This is a genomic window from Chryseobacterium sp. 22543 (assembly GCF_052044565.1).
GTDB lineage: Bacteria > Bacteroidota > Bacteroidia > Flavobacteriales > Weeksellaceae > Chryseobacterium.
The window spans coordinates 163,083-189,668 of record NZ_JBQENH010000002.1 but is presented as its reverse complement, the minus strand read 5'-3'; the positions used below and the strand labels follow the sequence as shown (position 1 = coordinate 189,668).

General features: G+C 37.1%; 24 protein-coding genes. 16 read left to right on the top strand and 8 right to left on the bottom strand.

Annotation, left to right across the window (positions count from 1 at the left end; all coding sequences use genetic code 11):
• Positions 1-4: 4 nt before the first annotated feature.
• The 4 genes from ilvB to folP all read right to left on the bottom strand — a co-directional run bounded on the left by ilvB (position 5) and on the right by folP (position 5,706).
• On the bottom strand, positions 5-1,729 hold the full coding sequence (gene ilvB / locus ACTJIP_RS06770; RefSeq protein WP_440704276.1) for a biosynthetic-type acetolactate synthase large subunit: 1,725 nt from the start codon (positions 1,727-1,729) through the stop codon (positions 5-7).
• 6 nt (positions 1,730-1,735) lie between these two features.
• Positions 1,736-3,418, bottom strand: coding sequence for a dihydroxy-acid dehydratase (gene ilvD / locus ACTJIP_RS06765; protein ID WP_428169110.1), 1,683 nt, complete (start codon positions 3,416-3,418; stop codon positions 1,736-1,738).
• Between the two features lie 180 nt (positions 3,419-3,598).
• Positions 3,599-4,471, bottom strand: coding sequence for a branched-chain-amino-acid transaminase (gene ilvE / locus ACTJIP_RS06760; protein ID WP_077415417.1), 873 nt, complete (start codon positions 4,469-4,471; stop codon positions 3,599-3,601).
• Positions 4,472-4,839: 368 nt separating this feature from the next.
• A complete protein-coding gene (folP, locus tag ACTJIP_RS06755; protein ID WP_077415419.1) occupies positions 4,840-5,706 on the bottom strand; it encodes a dihydropteroate synthase in 867 nt (288 codons plus the stop codon).
• 206 nt (positions 5,707-5,912) lie between these two features.
• Here folP and ACTJIP_RS06750 point away from each other — a divergent pair, with 206 nt between their 5' ends.
• The 4 genes from ACTJIP_RS06750 to tpiA all read left to right on the top strand — a co-directional run bounded on the left by ACTJIP_RS06750 (position 5,913) and on the right by tpiA (position 8,838).
• Positions 5,913-6,479: a DUF1599 domain-containing protein gene (locus ACTJIP_RS06750; RefSeq protein WP_219072377.1), complete on the top strand. Its 567-nt coding sequence runs from the start codon at positions 5,913-5,915 to the stop codon at positions 6,477-6,479.
• Position 6,480: 1 nt separating this feature from the next.
• Positions 6,481-7,590 (top strand): BT_3928 family protein, encoded by a 1,110-nt coding sequence (locus tag ACTJIP_RS06745; RefSeq protein ID WP_219072376.1) that lies wholly within the window; start codon positions 6,481-6,483, stop codon positions 7,588-7,590.
• A 95-nt stretch (positions 7,591-7,685) separates the two neighbouring features.
• Positions 7,686-8,033 (top strand): TerB family tellurite resistance protein, encoded by a 348-nt coding sequence (locus ACTJIP_RS06740; RefSeq protein ID WP_077415425.1) that lies wholly within the window; start codon positions 7,686-7,688, stop codon positions 8,031-8,033.
• 46 nt (positions 8,034-8,079) lie between these two features.
• Positions 8,080-8,838 carry a triose-phosphate isomerase gene (gene tpiA / locus ACTJIP_RS06735; RefSeq protein WP_077415427.1) on the top strand — a complete coding sequence of 253 codons (759 nt, stop codon included), beginning with the start codon at positions 8,080-8,082 and terminating at the stop codon, positions 8,836-8,838.
• Positions 8,839-8,934: 96 nt separating this feature from the next.
• Here the strand turns inward: tpiA and ACTJIP_RS06730 are convergent, their stop codons facing one another.
• From ACTJIP_RS06730 to dnaG, 3 genes are all read right to left on the bottom strand, one after another.
• A complete protein-coding gene (locus ACTJIP_RS06730; RefSeq protein ID WP_440704275.1) occupies positions 8,935-10,203 on the bottom strand; it encodes an esterase-like activity of phytase family protein in 1,269 nt (422 codons plus the stop codon).
• Positions 10,204-10,638: 435 nt separating this feature from the next.
• The gene (gene clpP / locus ACTJIP_RS06725) at positions 10,639-11,325 is read right to left on the bottom strand and encodes an ATP-dependent Clp endopeptidase proteolytic subunit ClpP (protein WP_034726592.1); all 687 of its coding nucleotides are present in this window, start codon (positions 11,323-11,325) and stop codon (positions 10,639-10,641) included.
• Positions 11,326-11,437: 112 nt separating this feature from the next.
• Positions 11,438-13,423 carry a DNA primase gene (gene dnaG, locus ACTJIP_RS06720; RefSeq protein ID WP_077415431.1) on the bottom strand — a complete coding sequence of 662 codons (1,986 nt, stop codon included), beginning with the start codon at positions 13,421-13,423 and terminating at the stop codon, positions 11,438-11,440.
• Between the two features lie 99 nt (positions 13,424-13,522).
• Here dnaG and tsaE point away from each other — a divergent pair, with 99 nt between their 5' ends.
• The 9 genes from tsaE to ACTJIP_RS06675 all read left to right on the top strand — a co-directional run bounded on the left by tsaE (position 13,523) and on the right by ACTJIP_RS06675 (position 21,081).
• Positions 13,523-13,930, top strand: a complete 408-nt coding sequence (gene tsaE / locus ACTJIP_RS06715; RefSeq protein WP_077415432.1) for a tRNA (adenosine(37)-N6)-threonylcarbamoyltransferase complex ATPase subunit type 1 TsaE — start codon at positions 13,523-13,525, stop codon at positions 13,928-13,930.
• 67 nt (positions 13,931-13,997) lie between these two features.
• Positions 13,998-15,188: an alanine dehydrogenase gene (locus tag ACTJIP_RS06710; protein WP_180565445.1), complete on the top strand. Its 1,191-nt coding sequence runs from the start codon at positions 13,998-14,000 to the stop codon at positions 15,186-15,188.
• Positions 15,188-15,559, top strand: coding sequence for a DUF4258 domain-containing protein (locus ACTJIP_RS06705; protein ID WP_077415436.1), 372 nt, complete (start codon positions 15,188-15,190; stop codon positions 15,557-15,559). The genes ACTJIP_RS06710 and ACTJIP_RS06705 overlap by 1 nt, the downstream gene beginning before the upstream one ends.
• Before the next feature lie 15 nt (positions 15,560-15,574).
• Complete coding sequence (locus ACTJIP_RS06700; protein WP_077415438.1) at positions 15,575-16,348, top strand: histidine kinase; 774 nt, start codon at positions 15,575-15,577, stop codon at positions 16,346-16,348.
• Positions 16,323-17,033, top strand: a complete 711-nt coding sequence (locus ACTJIP_RS06695) for a LytR/AlgR family response regulator transcription factor (protein WP_077415440.1) — start codon at positions 16,323-16,325, stop codon at positions 17,031-17,033. The genes ACTJIP_RS06700 and ACTJIP_RS06695 overlap by 26 nt, the downstream gene beginning before the upstream one ends.
• Before the next feature lie 110 nt (positions 17,034-17,143).
• The gene (locus tag ACTJIP_RS06690) at positions 17,144-17,533 is read left to right on the top strand and encodes a hypothetical protein (RefSeq protein WP_180565444.1); all 390 of its coding nucleotides are present in this window, start codon (positions 17,144-17,146) and stop codon (positions 17,531-17,533) included.
• 97 nt (positions 17,534-17,630) lie between these two features.
• The gene (locus tag ACTJIP_RS06685; protein ID WP_228408727.1) at positions 17,631-19,919 is read left to right on the top strand and encodes a cation:proton antiporter; all 2,289 of its coding nucleotides are present in this window, start codon (positions 17,631-17,633) and stop codon (positions 19,917-19,919) included.
• A gap of 104 nt (positions 19,920-20,023) precedes the next feature.
• Positions 20,024-20,470, top strand: coding sequence for a hypothetical protein (locus ACTJIP_RS06680; RefSeq protein WP_440704274.1), 447 nt, complete (start codon positions 20,024-20,026; stop codon positions 20,468-20,470).
• An 86-nt stretch (positions 20,471-20,556) separates the two neighbouring features.
• On the top strand, positions 20,557-21,081 hold the full coding sequence (locus ACTJIP_RS06675) for a hypothetical protein (RefSeq protein ID WP_317043601.1): 525 nt from the start codon (positions 20,557-20,559) through the stop codon (positions 21,079-21,081).
• Between the two features lie 7 nt (positions 21,082-21,088).
• On the opposite strand, the gene ACTJIP_RS06670 is transcribed toward ACTJIP_RS06675, so the two are convergent.
• Entirely contained in the window at positions 21,089-21,718 is a 630-nt protein-coding gene (locus ACTJIP_RS06670) for a hypothetical protein (protein ID WP_428169113.1), read from the bottom strand.
• 457 nt (positions 21,719-22,175) lie between these two features.
• Between ACTJIP_RS06670 and ACTJIP_RS06665 the strand changes: the two genes are divergently transcribed.
• The 3 genes from ACTJIP_RS06665 to ACTJIP_RS06655 are packed head-to-tail and all read left to right on the top strand — an operon-like array spanning position 22,176 to position 26,586.
• Complete coding sequence (locus tag ACTJIP_RS06665) at positions 22,176-23,198, top strand: LysM peptidoglycan-binding domain-containing protein (RefSeq protein ID WP_440704273.1); 1,023 nt, start codon at positions 22,176-22,178, stop codon at positions 23,196-23,198.
• 1 nt (position 23,199) lies between these two features.
• Positions 23,200-24,051 (top strand): DUF4280 and LysM peptidoglycan-binding domain-containing protein, encoded by an 852-nt coding sequence (locus ACTJIP_RS06660; protein WP_180565440.1) that lies wholly within the window; start codon positions 23,200-23,202, stop codon positions 24,049-24,051.
• 3 nt (positions 24,052-24,054) lie between these two features.
• Positions 24,055-26,586, top strand: a complete 2,532-nt coding sequence (locus ACTJIP_RS06655; protein WP_440704272.1) for a M23 family metallopeptidase — start codon at positions 24,055-24,057, stop codon at positions 26,584-26,586.

Sequence of the window (26,586 nt, the reverse complement as noted above, 5' to 3'; positions counted from 1 at the left end):
ATTTTTAAAATTTATTATTCAGTACGATTTCTGAAACACTTTTTCCCTGAGGAATCATTGGAAATACATTATGTTCTTTTCCCGTCATGACCTCAAGAAGAAAAGCGCCGTTGTGATCAAGCATCTGGCGAAGTGCCCATTCCAGATCTTTTCTTTCAGACACTTTATTTCCCGGGATATTATATCCTTTTGCCACCTGAACAAAGTCGGGACTCTGAATATCCACTGAGGAATATCTTTCTTCGTGAAACAATTCCTGCCATTGCCTTACCATTCCCAGATAACAGTTATTAAGAATTAATATTTTGACCTCCGGATGATACTGCATAATGGTTCCCAATTCCTGAATATTCATTTGAGCACCTCCATCTCCCATGACAGCAATTACAGGACGGCCAGTCCCTGCATAAGATGCTCCTATTGCAGCAGGAAGACAAAACCCCATGGTTCCCAATCCGCCACTCGTTACATTGGTACGGGAATTCTTAAATTTAGAATAACGGCATGTTGCCATCTGATGCTGTCCCACGTCTGTTACAATGACCGCCTCTCCTTCAGTCATCTCGTTCAGATAACGGATGACTTCTCCCATAGTAATTTCTCCTTCTTCAGGATAAAGCTCTGTATTGATGAGACTGTTATTTTCAATTTCATGACAGTTTTTAAATCTTTCATGCCATTCCGGGTATTCTCTTTTTGCAATCCATTTTGTAAGAAATGGAAGGGTATGTTTACAGTTTCCAAGAACCGGAATATCTACTTTTACATTTTTATTGATCTCTGCTTTATCTATATCCAGATGAATGATTTTTGCCTGTTTCGCATACTGATCCAGTCTTCCTGTTACGCGGTCATCGAAGCGCATTCCGACAGCAATCAAAACATCACATTCATTGGTTAATATATTCGGTCCATAGTTTCCATGCATTCCTACCATTCCAACGGCTTGTGGATGATCGGTAGGAATAGCACTCATTCCTAAAACCGTCCATGCCACCGGAATTCCAGATTTTTCGGCAAACTCTAAAAACTCTTTTTCAGCATTCCCCAACATAATCCCCTGTCCGGCGATAATGAATGGTTTTTCTGCCTCATTGATCAGCAAAGCCGCTTTTTCAATACTTTCAAAACATGGATCAGGATTGGGTTTATAACTTCTCAATGAATAACATGGAGAATATCCTTTATAATCAACAGGTTGCAGCTGGGCATTTTTGGTAACATCAATCAGGACAGGACCAGGGCGACCTGATTTTGCTATGTAGAATGCTTTTGCCAATACTTCAGGAAGCTCATTGGCATCGGTCACCTGATAATTCCATTTGGTAACCGGACTTGTAACGTTCATCACATCTATTTCCTGAAAGGCATCGGTTCCGAGAAGGTGTTCAAAAACCTGCCCTGTAATGCATACCAGAGGAGTATTATCCAGTAGAGCATCAGCCAGTCCTGTTACAAGATTGGTTGCTCCGGGACCACTGGTTGCCAATACGACACCGGCTTCTCCTGAAACTCTTGCCAGACCCTGCGCCGCATGTACGGCAGCCTGTTCGTGACGTACAAGCACATGTTTCAGGTTCTCCTGATAGTCGTAAAGGGCATCATAAATAGGAATAATAGCCCCTCCCGGATATCCGAAAACGGTTTTCACCCCTTCCTGAAGAAAAGCTTCAAGAATGATCCGGCTTCCGCTAAGTTGTATTTCTGTTGATAAATTCAGGTTTTCCATATACTTTTATTGAGTGATTTCGTCCGTTACACAGCCTTCTGCCGCTGATGATACTGTTAATGCATATTTATAAAGCAATCCTTTCTGTACTTTAAGAGGTGGTTTTTGCCATCCTTCCTTTCTTCTTTTTATTTCTTCTTCTGAAACTTTGAGCTGTATCGTGTTGTTTACAGCATCAATTTCAATCAGGTCATCATCGTTTACAAAGGCGATCAGGCCTCCTTCGTGAGCTTCCGGAGTGATATGCCCTACTACAAATCCATGGGTTCCTCCGCTAAATCTTCCGTCTGTAATCAAGGCGACACTGCTTCCCAGACCTGCACCAATCAGTGCACTCGTGGGTTTAAGCATTTCGGGCATTCCGGGAGCACCTTTCGGACCTTCATTTCGGATGACGATAACGTCACCATGCTGTACGGTTCCATCCTGAATTCCTCTGATCAGGTTCTTTTCGCCATCAAATACGCGGGCTTTTCCTACAAAACGTTCTCCTTCTTTCCCTGTGATCTTTGCCACACTTCCTTTTTCAGCAAGATTTCCGTACAGTATTCTCAAATGTCCGGTAGCTTTTACAGGTTCTGACAATGGTTTTATGATTTTCTGTGTATTGAAATCCAGATCCGGAACATTTTCTAAATTTTCGGCTAATGTTTTTCCGGTTACCGTTACACAATCACCGTGTAATAATCCTTGGTTTAAAAGGTATTTCATTACTGATGGTATTCCTCCGTGTTCATACAGATCCTGCATCAGATATTTTCCGCTTGGCTTTAGGTCTGCCAATACCGGAGTTACATCACTCATCTTCTGGAAATCATCCTGAGTAAGAGGCACTCCTACACTTTTTGCCATGGCTATGAAATGTAAAACAGCATTGGTACTTCCTCCAAGAATAACAATCATGCGCAAAGCATTTTCAAAAGCTTTACGGGTCATGATATCTGATGGTTTGATGTCTTTTTCCAATAATATTTTCAGATATTTTCCTGCTTCATGACATTCTTCCTGTTTTTCTTTACTCAGAGCAGGGTTAGAAGAGGAATACGGAAGACTCATTCCTAATGCTTCTATCGCTGAGGCCATTGTATTGGCGGTATACATTCCACCACATGCGCCTGCTCCCGGACAGGAATTCTTTACAACCCCATCAAAATCTTCTTCTGTTATTTCTCCTGCAATCTTTTTTCCCAAAGCCTCAAAAGCAGAAACAATGTTAAGCTGTTCACCTTTGTAGCAACCGGGCGCAATAGTTCCTCCGTAAACCATGATGGATGGTCTGTTCAGCCTTCCCATTGCAATAATAGTTCCCGGCATATTTTTGTCGCAGCCCGGCAATGCAATCAGTCCGTCATAGTACTGTGCTCCGCAGATGGCTTCTATACTGTCTGCAATTACATCACGGCTTACCAGAGAATAGCGCATTCCATCTGTTCCGTTGCTCATCCCGTCACTAACTCCAATTGTGTTAAAAATTAATCCGGCTAACCCATGATTCCATGTTCCCTTTTTTACAACCTGAGCCAAATCATTCAAATGCATATTGCAGGTATTTCCGTCATAACCCATACTGGCAATTCCGACCTGAGCCTTGTGCATATCTTCTTCTGTAAATCCTATCCCGTACAACATTGCTTTGGCTGCGGGTTGTTCACTGTTTTGCGTGAATGTTTTCGAATATTTATTTAACATATCTTTCCTGCATTTTCTATTATTTTCCTTTCTTTAAAATGGAGTTCTTTACTAAATTTTGATCCAAAACTACATTTTGTAATATTCTTTTCATTTTCAATTTTTATAAAAATTACAATATTCAATCGTTTAAAAAACAGACATATTCACCTGATAATCAAATATTTAAATTCTTAAAATCTACAATGACAGAACTCTTACCAATTTCAAATATGCCTGCTGTACTCTTCCACTTGAAGTCTCTTCCCAATTTCTGGTGAAAGGAACATCATCAAGAGAATCCAGGGCAACAATTTCTGCTGCTGTACCACAGAAAAAGCCAGCATCTGCACCACGCATTTCTTCCGGTTTAAAAAATGTTTCTTCTACAGGGATATCAAGCTCATTACAAATCTCCATAACGGTTTGTCTGGTGATTCCCGGAAGGATGCTTCCTTTGGCCGGAGTAAATAAAACCCCGTCTTTTTCGTAGAACACATTGGCACCAGAGCTTTCGGCAACATTTCCGTTTTCATCCAATACCAGCGCTTCATCGTAACCTTTGTCTTTGGCATCCTGACAGGCCAATATTGAGTTTACATAATGTCCTCCTACTTTGGCTTCAACCTTGAAAGCTTTAGGATTAGGACGTTGAAAAGGGGAAGTCATAATTTTCATTTTATCTGCCAGATAGCCGTTATTCCATTCCCAGGCAAGAAGTGACAGATAAGATTTTTGTCCTTTTGAAAGGGACATATTGGGTGAACACGTGACCAACGGACGGATATAAGCATCAGTAAAACCATTACGATCCAGAAGTTCATATGTAAGTTCTGTAAGCTGGTTCACGGAATAATCGAAGGGAATATGCATTAATTCAGCTGATCTTTTTAGCCTTTCATAATGTTCTTGTGCTTTGAAAATCCTGGCTCCATGATCGGTGCTGTAAGATTTAATTCCTTCAAAAACTGAGTAACCATAGTGAAGTGATTGTCCATACAGATCTGTTCCGGCATCTTTCGCTTTCATAAATTTTCCGTCAAAGTAGATGGTCGTGTCGTCGTTGTAATACATGTTATAGAGGTTTAAAAAATTAACAAAAGGGAATAAAAAAAGCCCTCTCACGCTGTGAGAGGGCTCAATATATGTACAGTCATACATCTTCCTTCTCACAGACGCAAGGGAATAATAATGACGATAATAATTACTGATAATAACTGATACATACTTTTTATTGTAAAAAAATAAAACAAAAAAAACCGTTTCATAATTTGAAACGGTTCTATATATAATTTAAATTTAAATCTATCTAAAATGCCGTTTCCTTCCTGCTGTTAATGACAGCAGCAATAATAGAAATGACAATAATATTTTTCTGATTTGTAAAATTCATACTGCAAATGTATAAACTTTTTAATTACTCACAAGTTTTTTTACACTTTTTATTTTTTCCGTAAAAACTGGGTAAGCGTTTCCTTTGCTTCAGCCACATCATGAACCCTTACAATCTTTGCTCCCTGTTCTAGTACTTTCATATGAAGTTTTTGCGTTTCTTCATTGATATCCAAAGGTGATTTCCCAAGAGGTTTGTAGATAAATGACTTTCTGGAAATACCTATTAAAAGGGGAAATTTTCCAAATCCGAGATATTCAACTTCATGGATCATTTTCATCTGATCTTCTCCTGTTTTTCCGAAACCAAAACCAGGATCAAGAATGATGTCATTCACTCCTTTTTCTAAAAGTTCTTTTGTCTTTTTAGCAAAATATTGGTTCACTTCCAGTGTAATATCTTCAAACTTTATTTTATCGTGCATAGTTTTGTAGGAAGGATTTACATGCATCAAAATGTAGGGAAGTTTCGTTTCAGCAGCTGTATCAAACATTTCTACATCATACTGACCGCCTGAGATATCATTGATCAGATCAATTCCTTCATTGAAACCAAATTTTACTGTTGCTGCATAAAAAGTATCAAGAGAAATCAAGACTTCCGGAAATTCTTTTTTGATCAGAGAAATGATATTTCCGATTCGGTTTATTTCTTCTGCAGCACTTAAAAATTCTGCATTGGGGCGTGTAGACTGAGGTCCGATATCCAGTATTTCTGCGCCATCTTTCAACAGTTTTTCTGCATGTTTCAAAGCTGATTTTTCCTCATTGAATTTCCCGCCATCAGAAAATGAATCCGGAGTCAGATTGAGGATTCCCATGATTTTTGGAGTATCAAGCTGTACTAAACGACCATTACAATTGATTGAGTAGGTTGGAGCGTTGGAGGGCTGGAGAATTGGAGACTTAGAGAGCATGGATTTTATAATTGATCATGATTTTTGTACTGCAAAATTAGTGATTTATGATGTTTTAATAAGAGGTAGGAAGCTAGAAATTAGAAATTATTGTCTGGAAGCCAGAAGCTGGAGACACCCTCTCAAACCCTCTCACTCACAAACTCAGCTCATCAAATTCAAAAATCTAAAACCGAATTCGTATATTTGGAAGATTAAGAAAATTTATGTTAAAAACATCAGTACAGTTCGAGAAAGTTATCAGTCAGTGTCGTGATCTTTTCGGTAAAAAATTACAGGATTACGGTGCAGCATGGAGGGTTTTAAGACCAAGCTCTATTACGGATCAGATTTATATCAAAGTGAACAGAATCCGTACGCTGCAGATGACTGATAAAAAAATGGTGGATGAGAGTGAAGAAGATGAATTTATCGCAATTGTCAATTACTCTATCATTGGACTTATTCAGCTGGAGAAGGGTCTTTCCAATGATTTCAATGAAAATAAAGAAGAAATTTTAGGTCTGTATGACCAATATTCCAACGAAGCGAAAGCTTTAATGGAGAGAAAAAATCATGATTATGGTGAGGCATGGAGAGATATGAGAATTTCTTCGATCACAGATCTTATTTATCAGAAAGTATTAAGAACTAAACAGATTGAGGATAATCAGGGAAAAACGATCGTCTCAGAAGGGCTTGACGCCAACTATTTCGATATGCTGAATTATGCTGTCTTCTGCCTGATCAAGTTCTCAGAAAAAGAAAATCAATTCGAACCCAAAAATATTTAATATGCTCAAAGGTTTATTACGCTTTATTATTGCTGTTATTTTTATCCTTTCAGGCTTTGTGAAAGCCGTGGATCTGGTAGGTTTTTCTTTCAAAATGGAAGAATATTTTGCTCCTCCTGTTTTCAACATGCCGTTTTTAGAAAAGTTTGCCCTGCTTTTTTCCATTATCGTAGTGGTACTGGAGCTTTTCTTAGGATTTATGTTACTGCTTAAATTAAAGCTTAAGTTTACCTTATCCATATTAATTGCGCTTTGTATTTTCTTTGGATTCCTTACGTTTTATTCAGCCTATTTCAATGTGGTAACAGACTGTGGATGTTTTGGAGATGCCCTCAAATTTACACCTTGGCAGAGCTTTCTTAAGGATATTGTGCTTCTGGTAGGATTGATCATATTATTTGTCTTGTACAGAAAAGATTTCCGTAAAAAAGATGAGTATGGAGTGACCAAGAAAGAGTCTTCCAATACATTTAAATATATCCTTTTAACAGTTTTTTCACTGGGAATGATTTATGTGATGGCACAAGGGATTATGCATGAACCGATCATTGATTTCCGTGATTATAAAATAGGAACGGACATTAAAGGTGAAAAAGGAAAAATTGAAAAAAATCCTTCTGAATATAAGACTTTTTATTCTCTGAAAAACCAGAAAACAGGGGTTGTTATAAAGGTAAATCAGGATGCTTATATCAAAAAAACAGAATACTGGGCAGAAGGTTCTCCCTGGAAAATTGAGGAAGGAAAAAATGAATCTGTACTGATCAAAGAAGGTTACAAATCTGAAATTGTGAAATTTAAGATTGAAGATCCTACAGGAATGGAGGTTACGAACGAGATCATCAACGCTCCAAAAGCCGTTTTGGTATTCTCTTATCATCCAAAAGATATTTCTGCTGATCTGCTTCAGAAGGTGGAAGCTAAAGTAAATACACAAAAAGGAGCTCTTATCTATGGAGTTTCTACCTATCCCAATACTTTTAAAACCATTAAAAACGCAATGATGGACGGAACTGCCATCAAAACCATAGCAAGAAGCAACCCGTTTGTACTGATTCTTGAGAATGGAAAAATTATAGACAAACAGCCTGCAAAGGACTACGTTAAATAATTATAAATGATGAATGATGAATGATAGGTCTTTACGAGAAATAATCGTAGATCAACTATCAAATTTAAACACTAAACTTAAACATACAACAGCTCATGCAAAAATCAAATAAATCAATCGCCGGATATCACTTATTAATGATTCTTTCTTCTGTAGACGGAGAGTTTGCTCCTGAGGAAGGAATGCTGGTTCAGCAATATATGGCGGATGAATTTCCGTTCAGAATGAATCTTGACAACGAATTGGAAACACTGGCTCTTTTACAGCCCGAAGAATGGAAAGATCATTTTGAATTTCATGCAAGATGTTTCCATGATGATTCTACAGAAGATGAACGTGTAAAGTTTGTTCAGTTTGCAAAATCATTGATCAAAGCGGATAATAAAGTAACTGAAGAGGAGCATACTTTCTACGTTCTGCTGAAAAACCTTTGGGGATTATAATCACGAAATAAATAAATAAATGAAGTAAATAAATATAATAAATGTTATGAGAAGAAAAATAGTTGCAGGAAACTGGAAAATGAACAAAAATGTAATTGATGCACAACAATTGATGATTCAGTTACTAAGCTATAAAAACAACAATGCTACCCACTGTGAGGTTTGGATCGCTCCACCAGCATTATATTTGATGATGGCAAAAGACATCTTTGAAAAGGATGAAATCGGAGTATTTTCTCAGGATATGAGCGAGTATGAAAGCGGAGCTTACACAGGAGAAATTTCTGCAGATATGCTGGAATCTATCGATGCTACCGGTTCATTGATCGGACACTCTGAAAGAAGACAGTATCACGGAGAAACAGATTCTCACTGTAACAGAAAAATCAAATTAGCACTTGACAAAGGTCTTATTCCTGTTTACTGTAACGGAGAAACTCTTGAGCAGAGAAAAGCAGGACAACATCTGGAAGTGGTAAAAAATCAGACTGAAGTCGCTCTTTTTACACTTTCTGCTGAAGAAATCAAGAAGGTAGTGATTGCTTACGAACCGGTTTGGGCTATCGGAACAGGAGAAACGGCAAGTCCGGAGCAGGCTCAGGAAATTCATGCACACATCAGAAGTATCATCGCTGCAAAATATGGACAGGAAGTTGCTGATGAAATTTCAATCCTTTATGGAGGATCTGTAAAGCCAGACAATGCAAAAGAAATTTTCTCTCAGCCGGATATCGACGGAGGTCTTATTGGAGGAGCTGCTTTGAAATTAGAGGATTTCTCTAAGATCATTGAGGGTTTTAACTAATATTCAAAAAAATAGGCTCTGGATAAAGTCCGCTCCTATTGATAAATAAAAACGGCGGCATCGAAGATGCCGCCGTTTTCCGTTAAAAAAATCTAATTATTGAATATCGACTACATACATAGTTCCTTTATCTACCTTCCCTGTTTTAGGAAGAATCTTAGCTTTTGGGTTACCATTTCCATCATCCACTACTCCAAAATCATCATCATTGAAAACAGCCAGTTTATTATTTCCTAAATAAACAATTCCCTCAAACTTATCATGTTCATAGCCCAGTTTTGCAACCAGATCTACAGCTAATGTTTTGGTAACAGTTTTTATCCCGGCATTCGTAATTTCATCCCATGAGCATTGCTCTAAGGCTTTTCCATTCACTTTCATACCATCTACGGCAGCAATATCAGTTCCGTTCACATCGGAAGCATTGCTCAGGTTAATCCTGTATACTTTTTTAATTCCTCCCTGAGATCCGAAATTCCCATCTCTTTCAATCACCAGGAATTCATTGTTACTTAATGCAGTAATATCACATACTGAATCTGAAGCGCCTCCATCCTGTTTATACAAAAACTGTTTGGTCTGCCCTGTAATAATATCAAAGGTGACAATTCTCGTTAAATTGGTATTGGTTGCCAATGCTTTGCTGGGTACAAGCATCATCGACTGTATCGTTCCTACCAGCGTTCTTCCGTCTGGAGTAATACACAGTCCTTCCATTCCTCTGTTGGCTCTTCTCTTTGCTAACACAGCAGGTAATTTTCTTGTTCCGGTATTTACACCTATCGGGCTTATTCTTTCCATTTCTACTCCGTCTGCACTGTAATGCACAATATGCGGTCCATATTCATCAGAAACCCAGAATGTACCGTCTGCTGCTGCTACAATACTTTCACTGTCCAGTCCATACTGATCAGTACCTAAAACATTTCCGGAAGCATCATAAGCAATTTCCCCCGTACTTCCCATCCCTACCGGATTTGGTAATCCCGTAATAGGTTGCCCGGATGGATTTTTAAGTTTAATATATTTGACTACCTCTACATTTCCGTCAGCATTAATTTTAAAATGCATAATCGTTGGAGTAAAGTTAGGAGCTAGAAACTTTTTACCATTCTGAAAGTCAGTATTTGGTCCTCTGTCTGTAATGACATAGAATTCTCCTTTTCTTGTAGGATGAGCTGCTGCTCCGGAACCAAATCCGCCATTAATGACATCTACTCCGTTTATCGTAGCCAGTTTTGTAAACGGAAATTCCTGAGGGAGTTTGGAATAATTAATATCCTGATTAATCATTGTGGTATCATCATCACTTTTACATGAAGCCAATACTGCCAGCACTACAACAGACAATAGTAATTTTTTCATATTCACTTTTATGGCTGCGAAAATAGAAATTGATTATAAACTGATCTTGAATATAATGATAATTGTATTTTAACAATAGAACCAAAGTGAAGCACAGCTAACTTTAGGCGTTTTCCGTTGCGAAGAAAAAATTCAGTATTTATCCTAAGGTTGTTAAGAAATAGTTAAAGTGGATATGCAAAACCACCCTCCAAAGGATGGGAATTTTTACGTCTTCAATTGGAATTTGGTCTGGATTGAGATTCCGTCTGAAGTATTTCTTCTTGAATGATTGCGGCTGGATTCCTACGGAATGACAAACTGTATGTATAAACCATCATTTCAATTGTGTCATTCCGCAGGAATCTAAACAGTCAATACAGTTTAAAATTCATAATTAATCCAACAAAAAAAACCGCACCAAATCGGTGCGGTTTCTTATGATTTTACAATCAATTATTTTTTCTCTGTAGATCTTTGAAGAACCTCATCTACCATTCCGTAGCCTTTAGCTTCCTCAGAAGTCATCCAGTAATCTCTGTCAGAAGATTTTTCTACCCACTCGTAAGTTTGTCCTGAATGGTGACCGATAATTTCATAAAGTTCCTGCTTCAATTTCAGCATCTCTCTCAAGTTGATCTCCATATCAGAAGCAACTCCCTGAGCACCTCCTGAAGGCTGGTGAATCATTACTCTTGAGTGCTTAAGCGCAGAACGTTTTCCTTTTTCTCCGGCAACCAATAATACAGCTCCCATTGAAGCAGCCATCCCTGTACAGATAGTAGCTACATCTGGCTTAATGATCTGCATGGTGTCATAAATACCTAAACCTGCATAAACACTTCCGCCGGGAGAGTTGATATAGATCTGAATATCTTTTGATGGGTCAGCACTTTCTAAGAATAAAAGCTGTGCCGTAACGATGTTTGCCACCTGATCATCAATACCTGTTCCCAGGAAGATAATTCTGTCCATCATCAAACGGGAGAAAACGTCCATCTGAGCAACGTTTAATCTTCTTTCTTCCATGATGTACGGAGTAAGATTCGTTGGGCCATACATTCCCATATACTGATCGGTAACCAAACCGTTGTTTCCTAAATGTTTTACAGAGAAGTCTCTGAAATCCTTTTTAATGTCCATATTTCTATTATGTATTATTTTTATATTATTCTCGATGTTTAAATTACAATATTTATTCCTAAAATTTTATAGGACTTTTTGTCATAGAATACCAAAAAAACTGACTTAAAAACTATCTTTTTCGATCTCCATAGATTCCTTTGATAGGCGAATATTCGATGATATTGCTCAATCGCATCGAAGCCTGTTTCAATAAGGTAATTTTCTTGATAAGCTCATAATATTTCCCTTCATCTGTAGTACTGTACTGATCAAGTTCTTTAGCTGTTTCTGTAATTAAATAATCAATATATCTGTATTTATGCAATAAAACATCTCCCTGGATCTGATCTGCCACTTTATCTCCATAATTGGGAGGATAAATATTTCTGGAAGCCCAGTTTTCAAGATCATCCAGCGGAATCAAAGCATCCACAACCTTTGTGGTAATCTCTTCATCCATAAAAGATACAAAAAAGTTTCCACTTCTAAGTTCATCTTTCTGAATTCCCTCTCTCACCTGGTTGATAATAATCTCATTTTCTTTGACTAAAAATATATACTGTTCTTCTTCAAAATGATGGAGAATTTCTTCAATAACCGTAATCTGATATTCTTCATTCTGCTCATTTTTCCTTTTCAAAATAATATCTCCAAACATCAGCATGTGATCTACCAGCTTATTCTCCATAAACAGTACATCAAACAGGAAAGGATCTTCTTTTTCCTTTTCCAGAGGAACAATCTCCATCTTTGGAGCTGCCTTTTCCTTCTGTTGCTGCTGAACATGATGGGTCTGATTCTGTGTGATCTGCTTCTGAACATCAAGCTCATTGAAAAGACTCTGCTCAGAAAGTCCGAATTTATTGGAAACCTCTTTAAGGTAAACTTCCCTTTTCAATGCATTCTGTACAAAAGAAACAGATTTCACGATATCCCTTATCGCTTCTGCTTTTTTAATAGGGTCATTACCAACATCCCTCAACAGAATTTCCGCTTTGAAGTCGATGAAATCCATCGCTTCGTTTTCAATATACTTTTCTACGTATTCCTGCGGATGTTTTCTGGCAAATGAATCCGGGTCATCTCCATCAGGGAAAAGCAAGACACGGATGTTCATTCCTTCTGTCAACAGCATATCGATACTTCGGAAACTGGCTTTGATACCGGCATTATCACCATCAAAAAGAATCGTTACGTTTTCTGTAAGCCTTTTGATCAGTTTGATCTGCTCCGTTGTTAAAGACGTTCCGGAACTGGCCACTACATTTTCAATTCCGGACATATGAAGTGAAATCACATCCATATATCCTTCCACCAAAAGACAGCCGTTCTTTCTTGAAATCGCCTGTTTACTTTGATTTAATCCGTAAAGAACATTGGATTTATGATAAATCTCCGTTTCCGGCGAATTAAGATATTTTGCAGTTTTAACGTTATTCTTAAGAATCCTTGCCCCAAAACCCAGAACCCTTCCTGAAAAACTGTGAATAGGAAAAATCACACGTTCCCTGAAACGGTCTACTCCTGCAGGAGTATTTTCCGGGAAAATAGAAAGTCCGGATCTTTCAAGAATTTCCTTGGTATATCCTTTTTCCAGTGCATAAGCAGTAAAGGCATTCTTCTTTTCAGGAGAATATCCCAGCTGGAATTTTCTGATAATATCGTCCTTTAGCTCTCTTTCTTTAAAATAAGCCAATCCGATACTTCTTCCCTCTTCTTCATCCCAAAGAATTTCTTGGAAATACGTATTGGCAACTTCATGAATTTTATATAAAAGATCTTTTTCAGTCTGTGCATGTTTTGCTTCTTCGGAAATTTCACGCAGATCTTCTTCAATTTCAATTCCGTACTTTTTTGCCGCATGGCGAAGGGCTTCAGGATAGGTAAAATTCTCAATTTCCATAAGGAAAGAGATGGCGGTTCCTCCCTTTCCGGTTGAGAAATCTTTCCAGATCTGTTTGCTTGGTGAAACAACAAAACTCGGAGATTTTTCTTCATGAAAAGGACTGAGCCCTTTAAAGTTAGACCCTGCTCTTTTCAACTGCACATACTCGCCCACAATCTCTTCAACCCGGATTGTGGAGAATATCTTATCAATGGTCTGTTTGGAAATCATAGTACAAAAATACACATAAAAAAAAACCTTACAATTATATAATACATGTGCATTATATTTAGTAGGTTTTATCATTATTTTTGCAAAATAAATTAGCATATGCAATTCACTATACATACAATCGAAGACTGGCAGAAAGTTGTTGATAGCATCATTCCGGAATTAAAACATAATATCCTGTTACTAAAGGGAAATCTGGGAGCAGGAAAAACCACTTTCACCCAATTTCTGCTTAAAAATATGGGCAGCAAGGATGAGGTAAACTCCCCTACCTACTCTATTGTCAATGAATATAATACGGAAAAAGGAAAGGTATATCATTTTGATCTTTACCGTTTAAAAAACATTGAAGAAGTCTATGATATCGGAATTGAAGAATATCTGGACAACTCTTTTTTATGCATTATCGAGTGGCCGGAAGTGTATGAAGAGGAGCTTTACGGTCTCAACTATCACACAATGAGTATTGTGAACACGGGTGAAAACAGAGAAGTTTCATTCGATTAAATATTATGTATCTTTGCTCATAAATTGAGTGTAAATAACAATCTGTAAGACATAATTTAATTTAAGGATGAGTACAAATATTTTTACTCCTTTCACAGAAGAAGAATTGATGCCGAAAGAGGAAAAATTGGAGGTTATTAAAAAGGGAAAACAGTTCAGTATTGGAATTCCTAAAGAGACCTGTCTCAACGAGAGGAGAACCTGCATTACTCCTGATGCCGTACAGGTGTTGGTAGAGCATGGCCATGAGATTATTATAGAATCCGGGTCTGGGGAAGGTTCGTTTTTTACAGATTTACAATATTCCGAATCAGGAGCAAAGATCACGAATGATCCTAAAGAAGCTTTCGGGCAGGATCTTATTCTGAAGGTAAACCCTCCTACCGAAGACGAAATTGAGTACATGAAACCTAATACTTATCTGGTTTCGGCACTTCAGATCAATCTCAGAGACAAGGAATATTTCTTAAAGCTTGCAGAGAAAAAAATAAATGCCATTGCCTTTGAATTTATCGTTGATGAATACAAACAGCTGGCACTGGTGAGATTAATCGGTGAAATTGCAGGAACTGTTTCCATTTTATATGCTTCAGAATTATTAGCTTTATCCAACGGCTTAATGTTGGGAGGCATTACAGGAGTAAGACCTGCAGAAGTAGTGATTCTTGGAGCCGGAATTGTAGGTGAATTTGCTACAAAAGCAGCAATAGGTTTAGGAGCCAGTGTGAAAGTTTTCGACAACTCTCTATCTAAACTGAGAAGACTTCATACCATTGTTGACAGCCGAGTACCGACTTCCATTATTGATCCTAAAGAACTCAGCAAAAGTTTAAGACGTGCTGATGTAGTGATAGGAGCGCTGCCAAGATTGAATATGACTCCTATCGTCACTGAAGATATGGTGATGAAAATGAAAAAAGGAAGTGTCATTATTGATATCACTATAGACAACGGTAAAGTTATTGAAACCTCAGAACTAACTAACATGGAAGATCCTTATGTCATAAAACACGGTGTTATCCACTGCGGACTTCCGAACCTTACCTCAAGAATGCCGAGAACTACCACTAAGGCTATCTCGAATTTCTTCCTTTCCTATATTTTAAATTATGACGAAGAGGGCGGCTTTGAAAACATGCTGATCCGCAAAAACGAAATGAAGCAGAGCTTATATATGTACAAAGGAAGACATACCAAGAAGATCATCTGCGACCGTTTCGGACTTACGTACCACGATATCAATCTTTTAATTTTCTAATGAAAAAACTGAAATTTTATGCAATAGGCTTCATTCCGGGGCTTTTACTCGTATTTTTTATTTTAAACAAAAAAGGGGCAAGCTGCAGTGGCTATTTACCGAACAGCCGTGTTATTGCTGAAAGTCTTTCTAAAGAATTCAAATATTCTGACGAGGCCAAAAGTGCAATGGCAGCCTACAAGATTGATGAAAAATTTATAAAAGACAGTATCATTACCAAAGGAAAAGTAGATTTTGACCGCAGTCATGCACAAAAGAAACCTTGTCCGAGCTATCTTTTAACCTATCCTGAAAAAAATCCGTCTTACGAAATCACGTATGAAAAATGTGAAGAAACAGTGATGGTAAACGGTCTTAAAAAACTTAAATAGTTTTAATACCACAGTATGGACGGCAATTACTACATGATTCATGATTATCTGATATTCATCGGAGTTTTTGCCATTTTCCTGTTTCTTACGACCAGTATTTACCTTTTCAGCCAGAATCAGAAACTGAAGCAGAGAAATACCAAATTATCGGAAACCAACAAACTTATTGAACAGCGCCTGAATGAAGTCCGTCTGGAACATATCGGTACAAAGCTGAATCCGCATTTGTTTAAAAATATTCTTAATTCAGTTCAGTCTCATGCTTATCAGACGTATATGTCACTGGATAAACTGGCCAATGTACTGGATTATATTTTATATGAAAGCAATAATAAGTATGTAAGCCCGAAAGAGGAACTCAATTTTGCTTTAAGCCTTATTGAAATTAATAAGATCAAGATCAACCCACTTTTTGACTTCAGAATCAAATCAAGGATTAATAAATCTGATCCTTTGTATGAAGAAAAGGTATTTGCTCCGCTGATTTCTGTGGATCTTATTGAAAATGCCTTTAAACATACGGATTTCCTGGCTCAGGATTCTTTTATTTCCATTTATATGGAGCTTGAAAATGGTATTTTCACAATGAAAGTAAGCAATAAAGCTTCGTTAAAGAATATTCTGGAAAAGGAAAAAAGCGGTTTCGGAAGTCAGTCTTTTGATCAAAGGCTTAAAATGATCTACAGCACGTACTACCACCTGGAAAGAAGTTCAAAAAATGGAGTCTTTACTGCAGAATTAAAAATCAATTTAGGAGAATTCTATGATAAAATGCGTTATTCTGGATGATGAGTTATTAGCCATCAGCTATTTAAAACTTCTATGTGAACAGATCGACAATGTAGAAGTGGTAAAAGCATTCAATGATCCTAAAATCTTTTTGAATGAAATAGATAACCTTGACTGTAATCTGTGTATTCTGGATATTGAAATGCCCGGAATGACCGGACTTCAGGTGGCTGAAATTATTTCAGGGTCAAAAAAAATTATCTTTACAACCGCTTATAAAGAATATGCAGCTGAAGCTTTCGATCTGAATGTGGTAGATTACGTAAGAAAACCTATCAAAAAAGAAAGACTGATCCAGGCCTTCGAAAAAGCTAAAGAACTGGTGGAAAATCTTCCTAAAAAAGACTTTATAGAATGGAATACCAATATCGGCAAAACCGTCATATTCACAGAACAGATCTCGTATATCAAAACCTCTGAAATTGACAGCAGGGATAAAGATATCATTCTCAGTGATGGAACCACCATCGTATTAAAAAACCTGAATTTTAAAAATCTTCTGGAAATGCTTCCAGCCAAAGATTTTGCTCAGATCAACAAAAAAGAGATCATTGCACTTTCCTCCATTAAGGTATTTTCAACGAATGAAATTATTACAACAATCGCCACTGAGGACCATACCTTTCTGAAACTTCAGATTGGAGATACCTATAAAAATTCCTTGATGGAGTTATTCGGGAAATAATCCTTCTTCAAATATTTACGGTTTCGTTACAGAATATCCCGCCTTTATTACAGCACTCCTTTTTCAGTGTGAAATCGATTTATTTTTGCATAGAATTAATTGATTTTATAATGAAAAACTTTTTCTATGCTGCAGGGCTTCTCATATCCGGCTTGTGTTTTTCTCAGGAAATCCCTTCAAAAATTAAGGTTTCTCTTTTTAACGGGATTGCAGTGGCCGGATATGTAGATCATGGTGCTTTTATTAACTTTACAGGGCCAAATGTAAGTATTAATCACAAACATATAAAATTTATATTGGGAATGCTTCCTTCATTAAGGATTAAAGAAGACAGGTCATCAGGAACCAAAAACAGTCCTATTATGCCTACATTGGGAGCAGGTCTTACGATAGTTTACAAAAGAATTGCCTTTCAGATTCCTGCTTATTATAATTCCAAAACGACGGATCAGAATGGCAGCTGGAAAATAGGAGTCGGATTGGGCTATTCATTCAAATAGATTTTATTACATTTTTTAGAACATTCATTACATTTAAAAACAAGAGTATTTTAATCTCAATATATTCTTATCAACTTTGCATCAAAATATTGGAATCATGAATTTGGGGAAATACAAAAATATTATCTTTTATATCAGTACCATTGCATTCTTTTCTTGCCTTATGTACTGGTTTTTTATCCAGGGCAAAACACTGGAAATCGGAGAAAATATTACTCCGAGCAAAGCTACAGGGGCTACGATGTGGGAAAATTTCGCAGATTCTTTTCTAGCGAATCTTCATCATCCTTTGGCACTTCTTCTTACCCAAATCGTGACCATTATTCTGGTAGCCAAACTTTTCGGATGGATCTGTATAAAGCTGAAACAGCCTTCCGTAATTGGTGAGATGATTGCAGGTATTGTTTTGGGGCCGTCACTTTTCGGATTGTATTTCCCGGAACTTTCTGCCTTTATCTTTCCGAAAGAATCTCTTCCTAATCTACAATTTTTAAGTCAGATTGGTCTTATTCTCTTCATGTATATTGTCGGAATGGAGCTTGACCTTAGTGTTCTGAGAAAAAAGGCACATGATGCCGTAGTGATCAGCCACGCAAGTATTATTTTTCCTTTTGCATTAGGAGTGGGACTTTCTTATTTTATTTATAAAGAATTTGCACCGGAAGGTATTCAGTTCAGCTCATTTGCCTTGTTTATAGCTATTGCGATGAGTATCACAGCGTTTCCGGTTTTGGCAAGAATCGTTCAGGAAAGAAACCTTCACAAAACCAAGATAGGAACCGTAGTAATCACCTGTGCGGCAGCTGACGATATTACAGCATGGTGTATTTTAGCAGCGGTAATTGCTGTGGTAAAAGCAGGCTCTTTCTCAGGATCAGTATTCGTTATCTTAATGGCTATTCTCTATGTTTTCATTATGATAAAGGCGGTAAGACCGTTTCTGAATAGAATTGCTGAATCACAGAAAGGAAAAGGTTTCATCAGCAAATCACTGGTTGCTGTATTTTTCTTAATTCTTATCATCTCGTCATATGCCACAGAAGTTATTGGGATTCACGCACTTTTCGGAGCATTTATGGCCGGAGCCATTATGCCGGAAAACATAAAATTCAGGAATCTTTTCATAGAAAAAATAGAAGATGTTGCCCTGGTTTTACTACTGCCTCTTTTCTTTGTATTTACGGGATTAAGAACCCAGATCGGGCTATTGAATGATCCTCATCTTTGGAAAATCGGCGGATTGATTATTTTAACAGCTGTTACCGGGAAATTCGTAGGAAGCGCCCTTACCGCAAGGTTTTTAAGAATAAGCTGGAAAGACAGTCTCACAATAGGCGCCTTGATGAATACCCGGGGGCTTACAGAGCTTATCGTTCTTAATATCGGTTATGATTTAGGAGTGCTGGGACCTGAGCTTTTCGCAATGCTGGTTATCATGGCGTTATTTACAACATTTATGACAGGGCCATGCCTGGATTTTATCAATTACCTTTTCAAAGGAAAAAAATCAATGATTGAAGAAGATGAACAAGAGGATAATGATACAAAATACAGAGTTCTTCTCTCTTTTGAGACGGCAAAAGCAGGAAGCAAACTGTTGAAACTGGCAGATAACTTTACCCATAAAATGAACGGGAACAAAAGCGTAACTGCGATGAATATTGCTCCTGTAGATGAACTTCACGCCTTCGACATTGAAAATTTTGAAAAAGAACAGTTTAAAAATGTCATTGAAACCTCTCATGAGCTTCAGCTTGAAGTAACTACTCTTTTCAAAGCTTCTACAGATGTTGAAAGTGACCTGACGAATATTACCAATAAAGGAAACTATGATCTTCTTTTGATCATGCTTGGGAAATCCATGTATGAGGGAAGTTTACTGGGAAGATTATTAGGATTTACCACCAAAATCATTAATCCTGAAAAATTATTGAACACCGTAAAAGGAAAAGGAAATATTTTCAATACCTCTCCTTTCGATGATCTGACGCTTCAGGTTTTGGATAAATCGACTATTCCTGTAGGAATCCTTGTTGATAAAGAATTTAAAACAGCGGACAAGATCTTTGTTCCGATCTTTAACCTGAGTGATTTTTACCTTCTTGAATATGCGAAAAGGCTTATCAATAACAACAATTCACAGGTTATCATTCTTGATGCAGCAGGACAGATCCGAAATAATATTGAGGTGAAAGAGCTTATCCGAAGTATTGAACAGGTAGCTCCTAATCATATTACGCTGTATAATGAGAAAAAGATTGAGAAAGAATTTCTGAACTCTCAGGATCTGATGCTGATCAGCAGTAAAAGCTGGAAAAATCTCATTGATACAAAAAGTCTTTGGCTTTCTGATATCCCTTCTACCTTAATAATCTCAAACCCATAACCCAAATAACACACCGATATTTCTATTTCTACCAGAAGCTGTAAATATTATTCGTTGACTGTAAAGAAAAAACGGGTATATTTATAGCTTCAATTTTTTGGGACATGCTGATTAACAGTGAAAATGGAGTTATAGAGCTTGAAACCTTCAATATACAGCTTTATCGGGGAATGAGTCTTGAGCAGCTGAAACAGACTGATTTTTATAAAGAACAATATCATAATATGTGGGATGTAAAAACCGGGTATTTTTGGTATTATTTTCAGCCTATAGAAATAAAAGGGTATCAGATATCTTTCAGTCTGTGCTTTTTCGGAAATCAGCTGGACATTATCCATATGAACACATGGGAAAATGGTGATGCCAAAGACTGGAATGAATGGACAGAGGAAAAAGAAATGAAGTTTTTCACAGAAACAACACCTTTCTCACCAAGATCCTTGACAGGCCTCCAACCCAAAAAAAGAAAAACCCTTACCCAAGCTGTACCTTCAAATTTCCCTGGGGAGATGTATGGTCGGTCTACGATCCGAGATGCGCCAGCAGCCTGATGGGAATCAATTGTAATGAAGAGGAAAAAACAAATAAAAAATAACTTATAACCAAAGAATAAGACTTTAATATGTGCCGATACTCCATGATGGTTTACAAAGGACATTATGCCTGTTTCAACTGCCAGAAAACTTTCAAACGCCGTCATTTAAAAGATGTGGACCGGGATGCTCAGACTTCAGTGGAAGCCAAATGCCCCGAATGTGGAAATCTGATGGCCAATATGGGACTTGATTTTAAATCCCCTCCAAAAAATGACGACAAACAATGGGCTCATATCCGCGATTTGTATACGGTAGGAATCACTTTTCATTCATGTGGATGCTCTGGTCCCGGATATATTCCTCAGGACCGAAAAGCTATTATTGCCTATCTGGAAAAAATCCGCTCAGAATATATGCATTCTCTGGTATTCTGGAGATACCGGATAGAACCTGAGAATAAAAAGGAACGCGAACTGGATTATCAAAAAAACAGCTCACACCTATGGGCTGTGAACCGGAATGCTTTTAAAGAAACAGTAACCAATCAGGAAGGAATCAACTATTGGCTCAAGAGAATCAATGAAGTTGAAGAAAGACTGAATATCATCAAAGCAGATCACCAATAACAACCATTTAATCAGCTAATTTCAGAAGCCTTTTAAAATCCTCTGTTATGCTCTTCTCCTGTTCAGCCGGATAATCCGCACTGATGTTAGATTCGCGTCCTGTAGTAGTATTGATTAAAATAATATTTCCTTTTTCAAAATAATTACGGGTCATTGTAATTTTTGATTTTTTCAAATCAAATGCTTCTGTATCATTATTTTCTTTCATTGCTTTAGCATCATAGAAAAGCGGACGGTTATATCTGTATTCTTTCTCGAAAACAAAAGACAATTGTCCGTTCAGTAGATAATATTCTATCAAGACCTGCCCCATTTCTCCATAATGCCTGGCGATGACTTTTTCCAGACGTTTATCCGTATAATAAAATGTTGCTTCTCCACCTTCTGCCGATTCTCCTTCAATATTTTTCTTTTGGACAGAAGTCCATTTTGTCATTGAATTAATCCTTTTAAAATTAGCCTGAATAGGTTTCAGCCGGTTTTGTAGGCTCTTACTGCTTGTTGTATCCTTTTCGTTGAATGTTTCGTTAATCCTTACAGTATCCTTTGCTTTGGTGGTGAAAAAAACAGATGACTGAGCATATGAATACATACTGATCAATACAATGAAAACTCCGTATAAAAATCTATTCTTCATGGCTGTTGTTTATAGCTTTAAAAGTAATCATAACTTTTGGTTGTGTATATAATGAAACCACAAAAGTCACAAAAGTTTCTTATCTGCTTATTGTAAGTTACAACGAACTGTTTTAAAAGCACATAAGTTTTAAAATATAGCAGCTTAGATTCCTACGGAATGACATAATTGGAATGATAGTCTTACCCATACAGTTTGTCATTCCGTAGGAATCCAACCATATTAAAACAATAAGAAAAGCCTCAACAAAAACTCCAATCCTGACTGGCATCACAACTGAAGACGCAACATTCCCCTCCTCCGGAGGGGTGGCAAAAATTCAAAGAATTTTTGACGGGGTGGTTTTCTGTACAGCATCAATCTCGTGTCGTAATTCTACTACAATTTTTGAAATTTAACCCTAAAAATTAATTTCAAATAGAGTTTTTTAATAGCTTTATCCTATAATTCACATTGGATGGAAATTGATTTCTTACAATATCAGGTACGAAATGGAGATACATTGAGCTCTATTGCTTCCCGGCTGGGTATGACCGGCGAGGAACTAAAGCTGTTTCACAATTCCCATTGCCAAAGAATGGATAAAGTTTGGTTTGAAAATCTTAATGACGTCAAAAATATCTTTGTTCCTACCAATTTTAAAACGGAGAAACAAAAAGAACAGGAAAGAAAAAACAGTTTTCCTTCAAAATTTTCTGAGTCTTTTTTTGCTAAATCCTATTCCGTGAATGAAACCTTTGAAAGTCCGTTTGAACCTTCGGTTACTATTGATTACATCATTGAGCTTGATCTTCACAAAGACAGAAATACAGGCCAACATATCCTGAGCTACAGTCAAAATGATTTTAAATCCAATGGAAATACACCTGATGATAAGGTAAGCAGTTTATCTATTGCCTGTATGAAAAGTATTATGCCTCTTGAATTTATCATGAATGACAAGGGCCAAATTACAGGCTTTGCAGACCACAAAAAAATCACAGACACTTTTACCCGTCAGCGCAAAGAACTTGAAGAGTTTTATGTAGGTGAAGTTGCTCAAAATTACATGGATACGTTTGAAAAAGGTATTCAGGATGAATTATTTTTATTACAGCAATTTCAGAGTACGCTTCTGTTTCAGACATTGTTTCCCAAAATTGATTGGTTCCAAAGGAAAACAAAATGGGCAGAATCTTTTTATCTTTTACAGAATTCATTTCCGGTACAATGTGAAATCAATATTGAACAGGAAAATAAAGATGACCACTCTGTTTTAACCATTTTAAAGGGTAAAATCACCGAATTATGTACCTCACAGGAGATCATGCGCGGCATTAAACTTCAGGAACCTGCTTCTGAACCTGCACAAGGAAATATTATATTAGAATACACCACCCACACAAAAAATAAGAATCTTCTTCAGGCTAAAGCTTCGGTTTTACTCAGCCATGAAGAGGTATTGATACATCAACACCATATCAATATAACACAAGGATAATATGAAAAATTATGTCACACAAAAAGGCGACACATTCAGTTCGCTGGCCCGGCAGTTTAAGCTGAAAGATGAAGGCATTTTAAAAACCTATCACAATCTCCATTGTCCGCAGGAAGATGTCATGCAGGAACCTGTTCCCGGAAAAACCATTTTTATTCCGGAAGATCCACAGCTTATGGCTCACGAAACTCAGTCTCAGGATATTTCAGACTCTTCCCAGGAAGAATCTACAGATGAAATGAGTTCCGGCGAGGAAGACACTTCAGAACAGCAGGCAAAAAATGAAGAGCCATCATCTGAAAAAACAGATCAGCAATCCAATAAAGAGGAAAAAAAAGATAAAAAAGAGGACAGCAGTTCCAGTCCTCATGAAGGAAAATATTTCATTGTGCAGAAAGGAACTGTACAGTGTAATCAGGGGTTTAAATTTCCAAAATTTAAAGTAACCAGCCATCAAAAGCATTACTGGAATGATGAAGAAGGAAATGCCGATTATCTGGCAGTAACAGAAGATGATCTTCAGCTTGATCCGGCGGCACAACCGTTTGGACAATGCAAACTTAAGCCGAGTTCAGGAGGATATCTTCCCTGCGCCTATGCTCCCGCCGGAAAATGGCAGAAAACTTATGAGAAAGTAAAAGTCATGGGAAAAAGCTGCCTTACAGAGATATCAGAACTGATGTGCAGCACAGGAGGAAAAATCACCATCCTCAAACATGGCCAGCAAAGTGAAACCAGCAAAAGCCAGGTTGGAAAAGCCAATACGCAGGAACAGCAGGTCTACAATCCTGTTGTAGATTTTGATGAATTCAAGGAAGATACAAAAGGTACAGACGAACTTTATTACAGCTAAGCCATGACAGGAAATATTATTGGGAATCAGAATCCTATGGTAGGAAAAACCTACACCTACGAAATAAAACCTTCGGGACTGTCATTCGGGCTGAAGGGCGAGTATGAATGGTATCTATACAAGAAACAGAAAAACGGAATCTGGAAAGACATTACCTCCCAACCTAAAAAAGGTGAAAAGGTAACATACAGATTTGGAGAAATAGGCCTGGGAATAGAATTTCAAATGAAAGTCTACGAAACTAAAAAAGGTATTTTCCCGGGACTTCCTGATACCAAAGAATTGGCTGCCACTTTTATATTGATTCCTACCAGTGATAAGGTTTCAAAAATAGATAAAGTAATCCTTTTCAACAGAGGAGCAAAAGATGTCAATAAAGCCAGCTATCGTGATACTCTTATCGCGCAGGCCCATTGCATTGCAATGTTCAATAAGGAAATAGAATTTCATCTTTGGGAAGATGATGCTCCCGGCAAAGGCCATGATCCCAACATTAATAAAAACAACCGTCACACAAGAAGTTACAAGGCTCTTGTCAATGAAAAAGGGATTGCGGAAGTACCAATCCCCCTGATGTCTGATGAAAAAATTCTTCGTCAGGTAGCCAATCAGTTTATGATGAAAGGTGATAAGAATGAAGGAGCTAATCATGAATACTATGTTACGGCAACTTACTCCGGGAAAATTCAGGGAGCCAGCCAGGTGAATGTAGATGTGGCCAATCCTGATTATAAAGGACAGCCTCAAAATCAGCCCAAGCCACAACCTAAACCTCAAAATCAACCTCAGCAACACACACCAAAATTCACGCCCGGACAAGGAGGAGGCCCCAAGCAGCCCGACCCTAAGGGTAATATCATAGAAGCTGTTTTCATTGATGATACAGGAAAAGAGCTTTCCAAAGTAGCTGTAGGAGATAAAGTGAGGATAAGAATCCACTCCAAAAATATGGTGGAAAAACATATTCAATATGTAGTTTGGGAATATGACACCGCTTCCAATGATGAAGTGTTTAGAAGTGGAAATATTAAAATTACAGCGGATATCTATGACACTTCAGGATTTATCATTACAAAAGCTATTTTTGAAAAAGGAATAGACTCCCCTATTGGCGATCCGGACTCCGATAAACAAAATTATTTTATCGAAATTATCTCCAAAGATCTTTCCGCAGAATCTCAGAAATTTGGGGTAAATTCGGAGGGCTTGATGGAAGTGGAGAAGGTGAAGAGTGCGGCGGGAGTGCAGAAAACAGAAAAACCTGAGAAACAAGGAAGTTGTATATGCCAAGAACAATATAAAGATTTAATTTGGGGGGAGAAAGTGAGTTGTGAGTTTAGAAAGAAAGTAGTGCAAATATGCGCTGAATTGTGGGGAGAAAATAGAAAAATGGAGATGGCAAGTGGGTTAATGGCTGTAATGAATGTAGAAACAGCAAGTTCATTTAAAGCTCACCAAATAATGGGTCAAACTTTAAAGAATGTCAAGGCCATAACAAAAGATGATTTCTGGCTTATTCAAAAAGATAAAAAAACGGGAAAAGAAGTTCGTACTTCACGAGCAGTTGGGTTAATTCAATTTACACAATCTGCATTACAAGCAATTGGAGAATTTAAATCTGGTAGCGGCTTCGATAAATTACATGAAGTAAAATTACGTTTTGCAACAATGGGAGAAATTAAACAACTTGATTATGTTAAAAAATATTTTGAACCTTCAAAAAGTAAAATTAAAACCTCAGAAGACATTTATTTACATGTATTTGCTCCTAAAGGTGTAAATCAATCAGATAATTATGTTTTATATGAGAAAGGGACTATTGAATATACTCAAAATGAAAGTGTTGATAAAAAAAGTAAAGGAATAAATAAAGGAGATGGTAAGATTCAACGTTCAGAAATTTTAGAAAGATATCATGATAGCTATGACGAAGGAAGTACTCATAAAACACAAAAATTTAATTGTAATAGTTCACCTGAAAAATCAGATGAAAAGCAAACATCAAAATGCCCAGAAGATTGTTCCCAATGCTTTGAATATGATGATGTAATAGACAATCCAAAATTAAATGACCAAAGTAACAACGTAAACAAAAATAGATTTCATAGAACTCCTAGGTACAATAACAAACATCCTAAAGGATATTATCACACAGGTACCGATATCTTAGCAAATTTAGACAAGGAATTAAAATCAATGCTTTGTGGAGAAGTTGTAGAAGCCCTAGACACAAAAGGAGATTTAGGAATGATTGTTACTATTAAATCTAAAGATAAAAATGGTAAATTTATCTGGATAAGATATTGTCATTTAAACTCATATTCTGTATCAAAAGGACAAAAGATAAAACATGGAAAAGTTTTCGGTAAATCTGGAAATACAGGGAATGCAAAAGATATTTTACCTCAATACTATCATGTTCACATTGAAGCATCAACGAATGGCGTTTTTTATGGTGGAAATACACGTGTAGATCCAGAACAATTTATGAAAACAAAATTTGATGAAACTGTAAAAGGAAATCATATTAAATAA

Excerpts from the sequence above, each read along its gene's own strand:
- ACTJIP_RS06665 (WP_440704273.1), top strand. The coding sequence starts at position 22,176 with ATGGAAATTGATTTCTTACAATATCAGGTACGAAATGGAGATACATTG.
- tpiA (WP_077415427.1), top strand. The coding sequence starts at position 8,080 with ATGAGAAGAAAAATAGTTGCAGGAAACTGGAAAATGAACAAAAATGTA.
- ilvD (WP_428169110.1), bottom strand. The coding sequence starts at position 3,418 with ATGTTAAATAAATATTCGAAAACATTCACGCAAAACAGTGAACAACCC.
- tsaE (WP_077415432.1), top strand. The coding sequence starts at position 13,523 with ATGCAATTCACTATACATACAATCGAAGACTGGCAGAAAGTTGTTGAT.
- ACTJIP_RS06685 (WP_228408727.1), top strand. The coding sequence starts at position 17,631 with ATGAATTTGGGGAAATACAAAAATATTATCTTTTATATCAGTACCATT.
- ACTJIP_RS06730 (WP_440704275.1), bottom strand. The coding sequence starts at position 10,203 with ATGAAAAAATTACTATTGTCTGTTGTAGTGCTGGCAGTATTGGCTTCA.
- ACTJIP_RS06710 (WP_180565445.1), top strand. The coding sequence starts at position 13,998 with ATGAGTACAAATATTTTTACTCCTTTCACAGAAGAAGAATTGATGCCG.
- ACTJIP_RS06700 (WP_077415438.1), top strand. The coding sequence starts at position 15,575 with ATGGACGGCAATTACTACATGATTCATGATTATCTGATATTCATCGGA.
- ACTJIP_RS06660 (WP_180565440.1), top strand. The coding sequence starts at position 23,200 with ATGAAAAATTATGTCACACAAAAAGGCGACACATTCAGTTCGCTGGCC.
- clpP (WP_034726592.1), bottom strand. The coding sequence starts at position 11,325 with ATGGACATTAAAAAGGATTTCAGAGACTTCTCTGTAAAACATTTAGGA.
- ACTJIP_RS06690 (WP_180565444.1), top strand. The coding sequence starts at position 17,144 with ATGAAAAACTTTTTCTATGCTGCAGGGCTTCTCATATCCGGCTTGTGT.
- ACTJIP_RS06670 (WP_428169113.1), bottom strand. The coding sequence starts at position 21,718 with ATGAAGAATAGATTTTTATACGGAGTTTTCATTGTATTGATCAGTATG.
- ACTJIP_RS06740 (WP_077415425.1), top strand. The coding sequence starts at position 7,686 with ATGCAAAAATCAAATAAATCAATCGCCGGATATCACTTATTAATGATT.
- ilvE (WP_077415417.1), bottom strand. The coding sequence starts at position 4,471 with ATGTATTACAACGACGACACGACCATCTACTTTGACGGAAAATTTATG.
- ACTJIP_RS06695 (WP_077415440.1), top strand. The coding sequence starts at position 16,323 with ATGATAAAATGCGTTATTCTGGATGATGAGTTATTAGCCATCAGCTAT.
- folP (WP_077415419.1), bottom strand. The coding sequence starts at position 5,706 with ATGCTCTCTAAGTCTCCAATTCTCCAGCCCTCCAACGCTCCAACCTAC.
- dnaG (WP_077415431.1), bottom strand. The coding sequence starts at position 13,423 with ATGATTTCCAAACAGACCATTGATAAGATATTCTCCACAATCCGGGTT.
- ACTJIP_RS06705 (WP_077415436.1), top strand. The coding sequence starts at position 15,188 with ATGAAAAAACTGAAATTTTATGCAATAGGCTTCATTCCGGGGCTTTTA.
- ACTJIP_RS06675 (WP_317043601.1), top strand. The coding sequence starts at position 20,557 with ATGATGGTTTACAAAGGACATTATGCCTGTTTCAACTGCCAGAAAACT.
- ACTJIP_RS06750 (WP_219072377.1), top strand. The coding sequence starts at position 5,913 with ATGTTAAAAACATCAGTACAGTTCGAGAAAGTTATCAGTCAGTGTCGT.
- ACTJIP_RS06680 (WP_440704274.1), top strand. The coding sequence starts at position 20,024 with ATGCTGATTAACAGTGAAAATGGAGTTATAGAGCTTGAAACCTTCAAT.
- ACTJIP_RS06745 (WP_219072376.1), top strand. The coding sequence starts at position 6,481 with ATGCTCAAAGGTTTATTACGCTTTATTATTGCTGTTATTTTTATCCTT.
- ACTJIP_RS06655 (WP_440704272.1), top strand. The coding sequence starts at position 24,055 with ATGACAGGAAATATTATTGGGAATCAGAATCCTATGGTAGGAAAAACC.
- ilvB (WP_440704276.1), bottom strand. The coding sequence starts at position 1,729 with ATGGAAAACCTGAATTTATCAACAGAAATACAACTTAGCGGAAGCCGG.